The organism is Streptomyces sp. NPDC030296 (assembly GCF_055572815.1).
In genome coordinates, this window is record NZ_JBVICQ010000006.1 from 223,951 (window position 1) to 236,514 (window position 12,564).

The window sequence follows — 12,564 nt, forward strand, 5'->3', positions numbered from 1 at the left end:
CCCGACGGCAGCGCCCTACGCTTCGAGCCCCGCGAACGCCGCCCCGGCGTCCCGCAGCCGCTCGTGCAGGGCCCGGAACACGGCCGCCGAGCGCGCCCCCGGCCAGTCCCCCGGCAGCAGGGCGGCCGGCAGTCCGGGGTCGACGTACGGCAGATGGCGCCAGGAGTCCAGGACCAGCAGGTAGTCGCGGTACGCCGCCTCCGGCGGCGTGTCGGCGCGGCCCTCCCAGTCGTGCAGCACGGGTGCGTGCCGGTCGAGGAACGCCTCGTGCTGCTTGGCGATCCCGGCCAGATCCCACCACCGCGACACCGCCTCGGCCGTCGCCGCGAACCCCAGGTGCTCGCCCCGGAACAGCTCCACGTACGGGTCGAGCCGCAGGCGTACGAGGGTGTGCCGGGTCTCCTCGTACAGCCGTGCGGGCGCGATCCACACGCCCGGCGCCGCCGTGCCGAAGCCGAGGCCGGCCAGCCGGGAGCGCAGCACGTGCCGCTTCTGCCGCTCGGACTCCGGCACCGAGAACACGGCGAGCACCCAGCCCTCGTCCTGCTCCGGAGCCGTCGCGTAGATCCGCCGGTCGCCGTCCTCCAGGAGCTGCCGCGCGTCGTCCGACAGCGCGTACCCGGCGGCGCCCGCCGCGGTCCGGGCGGGCAGCAGCAGTCCCCTGCGCTTCAGCCGGGACACCGAGGAACGGACGGAGGGCGCGTCGACACCCACCGCGGCGAGCAGCCGGATCAGCTCGGAGACGGGCACGGGACCCGGCACCGAACGGCCGTACGCGCCGTAGAAGGTGACGATGAGCGAACGCGGTGCATGCTGTTCGGACACGTTGATCATTTTAGGTCTTCGGTATCAGTGCTGGTCACCTGTGGTGCGCAGACGGAACCGCTGGAGTTTGCCGGTCGCCGTGCGCGGCAGGGCGTCCAGGAACACGATCTCGCGCGGACACTTGTACGGCGCCAGCTCGGCCCTGAGGAACGCGCGCAGCGCCTCGGCGTCCCGGTCCGCCCCCGCCGCGACGACCACATACGCCACGGCGACCTGCCCGCGCGCCTCGTCGGGCCGCCCCACGACCGCAGCCTCCAGCACCTCCGGATGGCGCAGCAGGGCGTCCTCGACCTCGGGGCCCGCGATGTTGTACCCGGCGGAGATGATCATGTCGTCGGCGCGGGCGACATAGCGGAAGTACCCGTCCGGCTCACGGACATAGGTGTCACCGGTGACGTTCCAGCCGCCGCGCACGTACTCCCGCTGCCGCTCGTCCGCGAGATAACGGCACCCCACGGGCCCGCGCACCGCGAGCAGCCCCTGCTCCCCGTCCGGCACCGGCTCCCCGTCCGCGTCCTGCACGCGCGCGTGCCACCCCGGTACGGGAAGGCCGGTCGTGCCGGGCCGTATGGCGTCGTCGGCCGCGGAGATGAAGATGTGCAGCAGTTCGGTCGCCCCGATGCCGTTGATGATCCGCAGCCCGGTCCGCTCGTGCCAGGCCCGCCAGGTGGCGGCCGGAAGGTTCTCGCCCGCCGACACGCACCGCCGCAGCGCCGACAGGTCGTGCCCGTCCAGCTCGCCGAGCATCGCCCGATACGCCGTCGGCGCGGTGAACAGCACCGACACCCGGTGCTCCGCGAGCGCGGGCAGCAGCTGCTTCGGGCCCGCCTGTTCGAGCAGCAGGGCGCTGGCCCCGGCCCGCATCGGGAAGACGACGAGCCCGCCGAGGCCGAAGGTGAAGCCGAGCGGCGGAGACCCGGCGAACACGTCGTCGGCCCGGGGCCGCAGCACATGCCGGGAGAAGGTGTCCGCGATGGCCAGGACGTCCCGGTGGAAGTGCACGCATCCCTTGGGCCGCCCGGTGGTGCCGGAGGTGAAGGCGATCAGCGCCACGTCCTCGGCCGCCGTGCCGACCGCCGGGAACGGCCCGTCCGGCGCGGGCAGACGGAGCAGGTCCTCCGGCCCGTCCCCGCCGTACGTCGTGATCCTCAGCCCGGGGACCTCGGCCTTCACCAGGTCGTCCACGGACCGGGTGTCGCACAGCGCGTGCGTCACCCGCGCCAGCTCACAGACCGTCACCAGCTCGTACGGCCGTTGCTGCGCGAGCACCGTCACCGCGACCGCACCCGCCTTGAGCACCGCCAGCCAGCAGGCGGCGAGCCAGGGCGTGGTGGGCCCCCGCAGCAGAACCCGGTTGCCCGGGACGACCCCGAGGACGGAGGTCAGGAGGTGGGCGACGCGGTCGACGCGGGCGGAGAGCTCGCCGTACGTCCAGGTCTCCCCGGCGGGCGTGTGGAAGACGGGCCGGCCGGGGTCGGTGCCGCCGAGCAGCTCGGCGGCGGCGTTGAGCCGGTCGGGATAGCGCAGTTCGGGAAGGTCGAAGACCAGCTCGGGCCACTGGTCCGGGGGCGGCAGCCGGTCACGGGCGAAGGTGTCGACATGGGCGGTGACCCTGGAGTTCATGACGTTCGCCCCCTGCTCGGTCCCTGCGGTGGTGGACTCGCATGTGGTGGTGGACTCGCACGTCGTGGCGGGCTCGCATCTGGAGCGTATCGCCTTGGTGACGACAGTCAACAGATCGCGATAACCTGAAGCGGTCCGATGGGGGAGAGGGGACGGCAATGACCGCATTCTCGCTCGAACCGGAACAACTCGCCCGGTGCGCCGACCTGCGCGCCCTCGCCGCCGACCGGCTGCGCCCCCTCGCCGAGAAGGGCGAGCCCGGCCGCGTCAACCGCCCCCTCGTCGCCGAGTTGGGCCGCCTCGGCCTGCTGCGCCGCCTGTTCACCTCCGGCGCCCTCGACCTCTGCCTGATGCGTGAGTCCCTGGCCTACGCCTGCACCGAGGCCGAGACCGCGCTCGCTCTCCAGGGCCTGGGCGCCCACCCCGTCCACGCCCACGGCACCGAGGCCCAGCGCGTCCGCTGGCTCCCCCGGGTGAGTGACGGCGACGCGGTCGCGGCCTTCGCGCTCAGCGAGCCCGGCGCCGGTTCGGACGCGGCGGCGCTGGAGCTGCGGGCCGAGCCCGACGGCACCGGCCGCTGGCGGCTCACCGGTGAGAAGTGCTGGATCTCCAACGCCCCCGAGGCCGACCTCTACACCGTCTTCGCCCGCACCACCCCCGGCGCGGGCGCCCGTGGCGTCACCGCCTTCCTGCTCCCGGCCGACCGCTCCGGCCTCACCGGCACCCCGCTCGACATGCTGTCCCCGCACCCCATCGGCACCCTCGCCCTCGACGCCGTCCCGGTCACCGCCGACGACGTCCTCGGGGCACCCGACCGGGGTTTCAGCGTCGCCATGGGCACCCTCAACCTGTTCCGCCCCAGCGTGGGCGCCTTCGCGGTCGGCATGGCCCAGGCCGCCCTCGACGCCACCCTCGTCCACACCGCCCGGCGCGAGGCCTTCGGCGGGAAGCTGCGCGACCTCCAGACCGTCGCCCACCAGGTCGCCGAGATGGCGCTGCGCACGGAGGCCGCCCGACTCATGGTCTACGCGGCGGCCACGGCGTACGACTCCGGTGCCCCGGACGTCCCCGGCCGCGCGGCGATGGCGAAGCTGCTCGCCACGGAGACCGCCCAGTACGTCGTCGACGCGGCCGTCCAACTGCACGGCGCCCGGGCACTGCGACGCGGCCATCTTCTCGAACACCTCTACCGGGAGGTACGGGCGCCACGGATCTACGAAGGGGCGAGCGAAGTGCAACGGGCCGTCATCGCCAAGGAGTTGTACGCCCGGACCGGGGAACAGGAGCCGTCCTCATGAGCATCGAACGGGTGAACCCGGCGGAGCTGTCGCCGCCCACCGGTTTCTCGCACGCGGTGGTGGCCACGGGGGGACGGGTGGTCTTCCTGGCGGGCCAGACCGCGCTCGACGCGGACGGCAAGGTCGTGGGGGAGACGCTGGTCGAGCAGTTCGAGCGGGCGCTCGGCAATCTGCTGACCGCGCTGGAGGCCGCCGGCGGCACACCGGCCGACCTGGCCCGCGTCACCGTCTACGCCACGGACGTCGCCGACTACCGCGCCCATGTGTCGCGGCTCGGCCAGGTGTGGCGGAGGCTGGCGGGGCGGGACTATCCCGCCATGGCGGTCGTCGGTGTCGTCAGGCTCTGGGACGAGCGGGCCCTGGTGGAACTGGACGGTTTCGCGGTCCTGCCGCAGCCCGAGAAGCATCGGACGTAGGGCGTGGCGCGTAAGTCATTCGGCGTCTCAGGCGGCGACGGCGAGACGGCTCGGGGCGACGACACGGCCGTCGGGGAGGATCTCACCGGTGTCGTCGAAGACGATCGCTCCGTTGCACAGCAGGTTCCAGCCCTGCTCGGGGTGGAAGGCCACGATGTGCGCGGCGTCGGCGTTCGTGCTGTCGGCCGCGGGGCACTGGGGCTGGTGTGAACACATGGCGCACCTCCACGTCATTGTGAGTGCCGGCGGCGAGTCACCGCCTCGCAGTACTGACGATGCACGCCCTCGGAACTTCTCGACAAGGCGTCGCGGCGAGACGTGACAACACCCGGACGTCCTGTGACACGACGCGGACACAACGCGGCGGTGTACGGGCAACGGTGGAGGCGACGCGCCGACGGAGGGGTGACGATCGCCGGTGCCGCACGGCCTGGCCGGTACCTCTGTAAGCCCAGCCAAGGAGGTCATCCCATGCCCGCTTCCCGCGTCCGCCGGGTGCTCGGCCCGGCCGCCGGCGCCGCGCTGCTGCTGTGCGCCGCCGCACCGTCCGCCGACGCCACGGCCGAACCGTTCGAGACGGTGACGGTCGACGCCATCGGAAAGGTCGCCCCCGACGGCACCCTCACCCTGTCGGGCACCTACCGCTGCCTCGGCGGCGGCGGGCCCGTCTTCGTCTCGTCGTCACTGCAGCAGGGCGACAGCCCGGTCCGCGAAGGGGTCGGCGGATCCGTGGCGATCTGCGACGGCGCCGACCACGCGTGGACCAACACCGACAAGGCCGCGCCGGGCCGCTTCCGGCCGGGGCCGGCCCGGGTGGAGGCGACCGTCATGGAAGTGTCCGGCGAAGGACTGCCGCTGCCCCGTTTCCATGCCGCCCGTCAGCAGGACATCACCCTCGTCAAGGGCTGAGCCCCAGCACGCCGAAGGGGCCCCGGCGGAATCTGCGCCGGGGCCCCTTCCGTCCGTCTCGCGGCGGACTACTTCAGCAGGTGCACCCGCTGGGTGGTCAGGTCGTAGCGGGCGCCGACGATGGCCACCTTGCCCGTCTTCACCTTCGCGGCGAGGTCGGGCTCGGCCGCCAGCTTCGAGCGGACCAGCCGGACGTTCGCGTCGATGGTCGCCGCCACACGGGCGTCGCCCTCCACGTGGTGGTCGATCGCCGGGCGGATCTGGTCGGCCACGTACTGGATGTGGGCCGGCAGCTTCTCACCGGTGCTGTCCGCCTGGACCGCCGCCTTCACGGCCCCGCAGGACTGGTGGCCGAGCACCACCACCAGCGGGATGTCCAGTTCGAGCACGCCGTACGCGACACTGCCGAGCACCGCCTCGTCCAGCACCTCGCCCGCGCTGCGCACGGTCATGAGGTCACCGAGGCCCTGGTCGAAGACCAGCTCCGGGGGGACGCGGGAGTCGATGCAGCCGAGGATCAGCGCGAAGGGGTGCTGACCGGTCGTCAGGGTCTTGCGGGTGGTGCCGTCCTCGTGGGGGTGCCGCTCGTGGAAGGTCCGCCACCGGCGGTTCCCCTTCGACAGTTCCTTCAGCGCCTGCTCGGGGGTGTCCGGCCGGGTGGGGGTGGCGGCCGGGGTGGAGCGCGTGGTTCGGGAGCGGGGTTCCGCTTCGGCGGGGAAGGAGCCGACCGCGAGTCCGCCACCGATGACGGCGGTGCCGGCGAGCGCGGCGCGCAGCAGCGACCGGCGCCCACGGGGCCGCATGAGGGATATCGGGCCGTCGGCGGAACCGGACGCCACGGCGTCGTCGCCTCTGTGAGGTGCTTGGTCAGAGTTCACGCGGAGGAACGTACGTCCGGCCAAACGTCCGAACGTTCGCCTTGCGGAATCATGGACGAATGTTGATCAATCATGGTCGGCCGTTGAATCGTTCTTGGCCGACCGCGGGAAAGGTTTTGGACAGTCCGTCACCTGCCGTTCGCCGGGCGCGGGGTGCGCTCCCACCGCTGTGCCCGGCCCTGTCGTGGGCCGGGATCCGCCGGGCTCAGGTGAGGTGCCCGAAGACCACCAGATTGTCGGTGTAGTCCTTGGCGGAGTGGTCGTAGGCTCCGGCGCAGGTGATCAGCCGGACCTCGGGGCGGTTCGTGTCGGCGTACACGCGCTCGTCCGGGAAGTTGTCCTTGGCGAACGTCTCCACGTCGTCGACGACGAAGTTCGCCTTGCGCCCGTCGGCCCGTACGACATCGAAGACATCGCCCTTGGCGAGGGTGCCGAGTCGCGCGAAGACGGCCGGGGACGTGGCCGTGTCGACGTGCCCGGCGATGATCGCCGTGCCCGTCTCGCCCGGCGTGGCGCCGTCGGAGTGCCAGCCCACCAGGTTGACGTCGTTGGGGGGCGGGGCTTCCAGTTGCCCCGTGGCGCCGATCTTCAACGGGGTGAAGGGGGCGTCGACGGAGATCTTCGGGATGCGCAGCCGCACCGGGCGCGACCGGGGGAGGGGTCGGCTCGTCGTTCGGACGGAGGGGGAGGAGGCCGTGGCGGACGGAGGTGGCGTCGTGGCCTGCGGGGCGTGCCGGGCGTCCGGCGGTGGGGAGGCGTCGGGCGAGGAGCCCTCGCGGCCGAAGAGGATCAGGGAGACGATCAGCAGGCCCAGGGCGACCACTACGGTCACGTTCGGTCGGCGGCGGGTCGGTTCCGGACCGGTGCCGCCGGGGTAGGGGGGATGGGCTGCCATTGGACACCACCTCACAAGGCACGGCAGCGGAACGGGCGGGGCGGGGGACGGGAGCCGGGCGGCCGGGCCGCCACACGATGTACGGTGTGACGGCCGCGGCCGCTATCGGGCCGGATATCGCGCCGGGCATGGTCAGGCCGCGTTTCCGCCGATGTTCTTGCGACGCAGGGCGTACATGCCGGTGCCCGCGACGGCGAGGATCGCCAGCCCGCCGGCGGTCATGGTCGGTGAGGCGAGCGCGCCGCCGCCGGTGTGCATGCCGCCCCGCGGCTTGTCGTGGTCGCCCTTCCAGCCGCCCTTGTCGTGGTCGCCCTTCCAGGACTCCTTGTCACTGTCGTCCTTCCATGACTCCTTGTCGTAGCCGCTCTCCTCGCCCTTCTGCTTGTCCTCTTCGCCCCAGGCCTTGTGGCCCTTGTCCTCGGAGCTCCACTCGCCGTTCTGGGCGGTGGCCAGGGCGCCGCCACCGGTGTGAACGCCGCCGCGCGGGCCGTCGTGCACGCCGTCCTTGTGGTGCTCCTTGCTGTACCCGTGGTCCTCGCGGTCCCACTCGTCCCCGCCGGCGTAGGCGCCGGGAGCGGTGATGGCGAGGACGGCCGTGGCCGCCGCTGTCGCAAAAAGCATGCGGGCTGAACGCATTTGATGGTCCTTCCGCCATGACCGGGCAGCTGGTGCTTCATCAGCTGAAGGGACCCGGCCTTGACGTGATCAACCGTCAGTCGGTTTTCCGCTCGCCACCACTCAAGGCGCTCAGCCGGGTGAAACCGGCTGCCCGCGACCTCCCTTGACCACCCGTTCGGCGCCGGCCGCGCCCCCTCGGGCCACCGGGGCCGGGGCGGCGGAAGGAGGCGGGAGGGGGGCGTCAGTGGTAGGCGTGGACGACGGCGTGGCCCTTGCCGCGACCGATCATCCACTTGTTGACCGGCGTGGTGATCAGGAACGCGACCACGAACCCGCCGAGGAGCGCCGACCAGAACAGCCCGTCGGAGAGGTGGGCGTCCATCGCTCCCGGAGTCAGGGCGATGATCGCGTTGTCGACCGTCTCCATCACGGCGATGGAGACGGTGTCGGCGGCCAGCGCCACCTTGATCGCGCCCCGCAGGTCCAGGCCCGCGCGGCGTACCGCGAACAGGGTGAAGGAGTACCCGAAGACGAACGCGAGGGCGATGGCCAGCACCATCGTCGGCGCGTTGCCCCATCGCAGGGCCGTGCCGACGACCATCCCGAGGATCTCCCCGATGGCGCACCCGGTCAGGCAGTGCAGCGTCGCCTTCACCGCCGTGCCCCAGGAGGCTCCGCCGTGCCCGCCGGGGGCCATCGCGTGATCGGCGTGCCCTGCGTGTGCCTCGTGCGCGGCGTGGCCGTGCGCGTCGCCGCCATGGTGAGCGCTGTGGTCCATGACCTGTCATCCCCGTCCTTCGTCCGTGGTGCTCCGTCCTGACACCAGCAGGCTATACCCCTAGGGGGTATATGGCGAGGGGTGCGGGCGTCCGTGTCGGGCCCTTCCGCTGTGTACTTCCGAGTACCTCGCTGAGTCGGATCGCCGCCCTGCACGTACTAAGGAGATACGTAGTGGTCGACGAGCGGTGGTGGGGATGTGACGGGACACCTTCTGGGCTGGACGCTGGTGGTGCTGGGAGCGGGGGCGGCCCTCGGGAACCTCGTCCGGATGGCGCTGGTCGACGGCTGGGCCCGGTTCGAGGCGGGAGCCGAGGTCGCCATGGGCGCGGGCATGGCCGTGATGGCGGCGCCCCCGACGGCCCTCCACTACGGCACGTACGGCCTGTGGTGGGCGGTGGTCTTCGCTCTGTTCTGCCTCGGGGGCGTGGCCCTCTCCGTACGCCACGTCAGGCGGGGCGGGATAAGGCAGCTGGGGCACGGGGCGCATCTCGTGATCGGAAGCGCGGCCATGGTGCTCATGACCCTGGCCATGCCCGGCGAGAGCACCGGACCGAGCCTCGCCCTGGGCGCTTCCGGACACGGGCACGGCCACGGGGCGATGGCCGGCATGGCGGGCGAGGGCGGCGGCCACGGGGTGACCGAGGCCGCCGCGTCATCGGGCTCCGCCGTCCTGTGGCGCGTCGCCTTCTGGGCGCTGGCCGCCTACTTCGTGGTCTTCGTGGCCCTGGCGGTACGGGCCCATCTGCGCGGCCCGGTCGCGGCATCCGTGCCGCCCGCCCCGAGGGCCCGTCACCGCCGCGCCGCCCGTACGCCCGCGGTGCTCTCGGCGCCGAACGCCCGCCTGGCCGGTCACATCGGCATGGGCGGCTCGATGGCGACGATGCTGCTGATGATGACGGCGTGAGGGCGTGACGGCGTGACGGCGCCGTCCGGGGGTCAGGTCGCCGCCTCGACCGGGAGTTCCAGGCGGAGCGTGTAGCCGCCGTCGGGTGTGGGGCCCGAGGTGACCGTGCCGCCGAGGAGTTCGGCGCGCTGGCGCAGGCCCACCAGGCCGTGGTGGGCGCCGGGGAGGGGGAGGGCCGGGCGGGTGGGGGCCGTGTTGGCGACGGTGGCGTGCACGGTGCCGCCCCGGTGCCCAACGTGGATCGTGGCCGTGGCGCCGGGGGCGTGCTTGCGTACGTTGGTCAGGGCCTCCTGGACGGTGCGGTACACCGCGCGCTGCACGGCGGGCGCGAGGTCGTCCGGCAGGTCGGTGCGCAGCTCGGCCTCGATGCCGCTGGAGTCCACGAGGCGGCGTAGGTCGGCCAGGGACGGCTGCGGGGTCAGCTCGGTGGGGCGGCTGCCGGAGGCGCGCAGCACGCTCACCATGTGCCGCAGCTCCTCCAGCGTCTGCACGCTCAGCCGCCGGATGGTGGCCGCCGCCTCCCTCGTCCCGGGGTCCCGGCTGCCGACCTGGAGCGCCCCGGCCCGCACGGCGATCAGGCTGACCTGGTGGGACACCACGTCGTGCATCTCCCGGGCGAGCTGCGCGCGTTCCCGGGCCAGTACGCCCTGGGCCAGCAGCAGGCGCTCGTGCTCGCGGGCCTCCGAGATCTCGTCGAGCCGCAGCGACAGCTCACGGCGGGCCTGGACGAGCCGGCCGAGGAAGACGGGGGCGGCCCCCGTCGCCACGCTGTAGGTGACCGTCACGAGCGCCGAACTCTCGTGCGGTTCGAGGAACTCCGGCGAGGGCCACGACCACCAGGTCAGGTCGCAGGCGGCGTACGCCAGCGCGCACCCGGCCGGCAGGACCCGGTGCCTGGACAGGGAGGCGAGGGTGTACAGCGCGGCCAGCGTGGCGAACACCGCGTCGGAGACCAGCGCGGACGGCAGGGCGAGCAGGAACGTCAGCGACGGCAGTCGGCGGCGGGCCGGCAGGACGAGGGCGGCGAGCAGGGCGCAGACCATGCGCGGCTCCTCGTCCGGCGTGAAGTGGATCCGGACGTCCACCAGGGCCGCCGCCACCAGGACGGTGTCCCACAGCGCCGCCGGCGGACGGTACGACCGGACCGCGGGCCACCGCCTCACCCCGCCTCCCCGTCCCGCCGTGCCCGCAGCAGACCGGCGCGCTCGGCGAGCAGGGCCGCCTGGACACGGTTGCCCACCGCCAGTTTGCCGAGGACGGCGCTGACGTGGTCCTTGACGGTGCCCGTGCTCAGGTTCAGCCGGGTCCCGATGCCGGTGTTGGACAGGCCCTCGGCGAGGAGGACGAGCACGGCACGCTCCCGCTCGGTCAGCCCCGCGACGCGGTGGACGGCCTCCCGCCGCGGGCCGCCGTCGAGATAGCCGGCCACGACCGTGCGGGTGACCCGGGACGCCAGGACGACCCCGCCGTCCGCCAACGTGCGGACGAGATGCGGGAGCTGCTCGGGGTCGGTGTCCTTCAGCAGGAACCCCGCCGCACCCGAGCGCAGCGCGGCCGCCACGTACTCGTCCATGTCGAACGTCGTCAGCATGGCGACGACCGGCGGGTCCGGCAGCCGGCGCAGCTCCGCCAGGACGGTGAGACCGTCCACGTCCGGCATCCGGATGTCGAGCAGCACCACGTCGGGGCACAGCTCCCGCACCACGGCGACCGCCCGGCCACCGCCGACCGCCGCCACGACCTCGATGTCGTCCGCCGTGTCGAGGATGTGCTCGAACCCCGTACGGAGGAGGGCCTCGTCGTCGACCACCATGACGCGGATCACCTGAGCTCCCCTCACCCCGGGGCCGCCGTCGGAACCCTGTGACGGCGGCTGCCGCCCGCGGGTTCCGTCCGGCCGGGGTGGTGCGGGAGCGCGGCGCGCGACGGGGGCGGCTCCGGCCGGTCGGCGGGGGCGACTCCGGCCGCCCGCCGGATGGGCCGCGGCCCGCCCCGCTACCGACGCTGAGGTCCATGACACCCAACCCGCCACCGCCCGCCCCGCCCACGCAGGCGGGCCGCCCGACCGCCGTCCCCGGCGCCCCGCCACCGACGGGGCGACTCGTCGGCGTCGACCTGGCCCGGGGCCTCGCGGTCCTCGGCATGTACGCCGCCCATGTCGGACCGGACCCCGCCGTGGGCGGCCCCCTCGGCTTCGTCCTGGAACTGGCCCGCGGCCGTTCCTCCGCGCTCTTCGCCCTGCTCGCGGGCTTCTCGCTCGTCCTCATCACCGGCCACCCGCACCCGAGGACCGGGCGGCCCGGACGGCAGGCCGTGGGCAGGATCGTCATCCGCTCGGCCGTCCTGCTCGCCCTCGGTCTCGCCCTGACCGCCCTGGACACCGACGTCGACGTGATCCTCGCCTTCTACGCCCTGATCTTCCTCGCCGTCCTGCCGCTGTACCGGCTGGACGCCGTGCCGCTCGCCGTCGTCGCGGCGACGGGCGCGCTGGTCATGCCCCAGGCGCTGTACGCGGTCCGCCGGTCCATCGACGAGGGCACCTGGGCCGACACCGTCATCGCCGTGGACCCGCTGGCCCGGACCGGCGACACGGACGGCGTCGTCGAGCTGCTGTTCACCGGGGAGTACCCGGTGCTCACATGGATGCCGTTCGTCGTCGCGGGCATGGCGGTGGCCCGGCTCGACGTCGCCCGGAGCACGGTCCGCGTCCGCCTCGCCCTCACCGGCGGCGCCCTGGCCGTGCTCGGCCACGGCGGCTCCTGGCTGGCCCTGACCCTCGTACCCCACGCGCGGGCCACCGTCGCCGCCGCGACGGACGGCGACGCGGGCGCCTCGGCCTGGTGGTCCGACACGGTCGGCGAACTCCTCGACCACACCCCGCCGGCGTGGCTGCTGGTGGGCGCGCCCCACAGCCAGACGACCTTCTCGGTCCTCGGCAACACGGGCGTCGCGCTCGCCGTGCTGGCCGCGTGCCTCGCCGTCACCGACCGGATGCCACGCCTCACCCGATGGGCCGCCCCGGTGACCGCGGTCGGCACGATCGCGCTGACCGCGTACGTCCTGCACATCCTCGCGATCCGCGCCGTCGGCATGGAGGAGGAGACCGTCCCGGCGCTGCTCGCGCTGCTCGCGTTCACGGCGACGGCCATGCTGTTCGCGACCCTGTGGACCCGGTGCTTCCGCCGCGGCCCGCTGGAGCACCTCCTCCACGTGACCACGCTCGTGGCTCGCCGGATCACGTGAGGGGCAGAAGCGGCGGACGAGGGGCGGAGGGGAGGGCGGACGCGACCAGGGAGCGGGAGGTGTGTGGGGCAGCCGAGGCAGGCCGGGCAGACCGGCGGGCCGGGCGCAGGTCGGCCGCGACCGTGGCGGACAGCCGGTCGGAGGCGGTTGCCGAGGCCGAGGCCGGACGCGCGGC

Annotated in this window: 14 protein-coding genes; 5 read left to right on the forward strand and 9 right to left on the reverse strand. The window is 73.5% G+C overall.

The features are described 5' to 3' along the window. Positions 1 to 15: 15 nt before the first annotated feature. Together ACZ4Z3_RS19175 and ACZ4Z3_RS19180 are read right to left on the reverse strand one after the other, a co-directional pair. Positions 16 to 834, reverse strand: a complete 819-nt coding sequence (locus ACZ4Z3_RS19175; RefSeq protein WP_468502090.1) for a PaaX family transcriptional regulator — start codon at positions 832 to 834, stop codon at positions 16 to 18. 15 nt (positions 835 to 849) lie between these two features. Next, positions 850 to 2,448, reverse strand: a complete 1,599-nt coding sequence (locus tag ACZ4Z3_RS19180; RefSeq protein WP_468502091.1) for an AMP-binding protein — start codon at positions 2,446 to 2,448, stop codon at positions 850 to 852. 158 nt (positions 2,449 to 2,606) lie between these two features. On the opposite strand from ACZ4Z3_RS19180, the gene ACZ4Z3_RS19185 reads away from it, so the two are divergent. Further along, positions 2,607 to 3,746 (forward strand): acyl-CoA dehydrogenase family protein, encoded by a 1,140-nt coding sequence (locus ACZ4Z3_RS19185; RefSeq protein WP_468502092.1) that lies wholly within the window; start codon positions 2,607 to 2,609, stop codon positions 3,744 to 3,746. After that, positions 3,743 to 4,162: a RidA family protein gene (locus tag ACZ4Z3_RS19190; RefSeq protein WP_468502093.1), complete on the forward strand. Its 420-nt coding sequence runs from the start codon at positions 3,743 to 3,745 to the stop codon at positions 4,160 to 4,162. The genes ACZ4Z3_RS19185 and ACZ4Z3_RS19190 overlap by 4 nt, the downstream gene beginning before the upstream one ends. Before the next feature lie 27 nt (positions 4,163 to 4,189). On the opposite strand, the gene ACZ4Z3_RS19195 is transcribed toward ACZ4Z3_RS19190, so the two are convergent. Beyond that, positions 4,190 to 4,378 (reverse strand): DUF5999 family protein, encoded by a 189-nt coding sequence (locus tag ACZ4Z3_RS19195; RefSeq protein WP_468094203.1) that lies wholly within the window; start codon positions 4,376 to 4,378, stop codon positions 4,190 to 4,192. A 255-nt stretch (positions 4,379 to 4,633) separates the two neighbouring features. Here ACZ4Z3_RS19195 and ACZ4Z3_RS19200 point away from each other — a divergent pair, with 255 nt between their 5' ends. Continuing rightward, positions 4,634 to 5,071, forward strand: coding sequence for a DUF6299 family protein (locus ACZ4Z3_RS19200; protein ID WP_468502094.1), 438 nt, complete (start codon positions 4,634 to 4,636; stop codon positions 5,069 to 5,071). A 68-nt stretch (positions 5,072 to 5,139) separates the two neighbouring features. Here the strand turns inward: ACZ4Z3_RS19200 and ACZ4Z3_RS19205 are convergent, their stop codons facing one another. The 4 genes from ACZ4Z3_RS19205 to ACZ4Z3_RS19220 form a co-directional block, all read right to left on the reverse strand. Beyond that, the gene (locus ACZ4Z3_RS19205; RefSeq protein WP_468502095.1) at positions 5,140 to 5,949 is read right to left on the reverse strand and encodes a carbonic anhydrase; all 810 of its coding nucleotides are present in this window, start codon (positions 5,947 to 5,949) and stop codon (positions 5,140 to 5,142) included. A gap of 205 nt (positions 5,950 to 6,154) precedes the next feature. Continuing rightward, complete coding sequence (locus tag ACZ4Z3_RS19210; RefSeq protein WP_468502096.1) at positions 6,155 to 6,844, reverse strand: class F sortase; 690 nt, start codon at positions 6,842 to 6,844, stop codon at positions 6,155 to 6,157. Positions 6,845 to 6,976: 132 nt separating this feature from the next. Beyond that, a complete protein-coding gene (locus ACZ4Z3_RS19215; protein WP_468502097.1) occupies positions 6,977 to 7,465 on the reverse strand; it encodes a hypothetical protein in 489 nt (162 codons plus the stop codon). A gap of 238 nt (positions 7,466 to 7,703) precedes the next feature. Continuing rightward, a complete protein-coding gene (locus tag ACZ4Z3_RS19220) occupies positions 7,704 to 8,240 on the reverse strand; it encodes a DUF4396 domain-containing protein (protein WP_468502098.1) in 537 nt (178 codons plus the stop codon). 198 nt (positions 8,241 to 8,438) lie between these two features. Between ACZ4Z3_RS19220 and ACZ4Z3_RS19225 the strand changes: the two genes are divergently transcribed. After that, positions 8,439 to 9,146 carry a DUF5134 domain-containing protein gene (locus ACZ4Z3_RS19225; protein ID WP_468502099.1) on the forward strand — a complete coding sequence of 236 codons (708 nt, stop codon included), beginning with the start codon at positions 8,439 to 8,441 and terminating at the stop codon, positions 9,144 to 9,146. Between the two features lie 32 nt (positions 9,147 to 9,178). Here ACZ4Z3_RS19225 and ACZ4Z3_RS19230 read toward each other — a convergent pair whose 3' ends face one another. Together ACZ4Z3_RS19230 and ACZ4Z3_RS19235 are read right to left on the reverse strand one after the other, a co-directional pair. Further along, positions 9,179 to 10,309, reverse strand: a complete 1,131-nt coding sequence (locus ACZ4Z3_RS19230) for a sensor histidine kinase (protein WP_468502100.1) — start codon at positions 10,307 to 10,309, stop codon at positions 9,179 to 9,181. After that, positions 10,306 to 10,971, reverse strand: coding sequence for a response regulator (locus tag ACZ4Z3_RS19235; protein WP_468502101.1), 666 nt, complete (start codon positions 10,969 to 10,971; stop codon positions 10,306 to 10,308). The genes ACZ4Z3_RS19230 and ACZ4Z3_RS19235 overlap by 4 nt, the downstream gene beginning before the upstream one ends. A 188-nt stretch (positions 10,972 to 11,159) precedes the next feature. Here ACZ4Z3_RS19235 and ACZ4Z3_RS19240 point away from each other — a divergent pair, with 188 nt between their 5' ends. Continuing rightward, a complete protein-coding gene (locus tag ACZ4Z3_RS19240) occupies positions 11,160 to 12,389 on the forward strand; it encodes a DUF418 domain-containing protein (RefSeq protein WP_468502102.1) in 1,230 nt (409 codons plus the stop codon). The last annotated feature ends 175 nt before the right edge of the window (positions 12,390 to 12,564 follow it).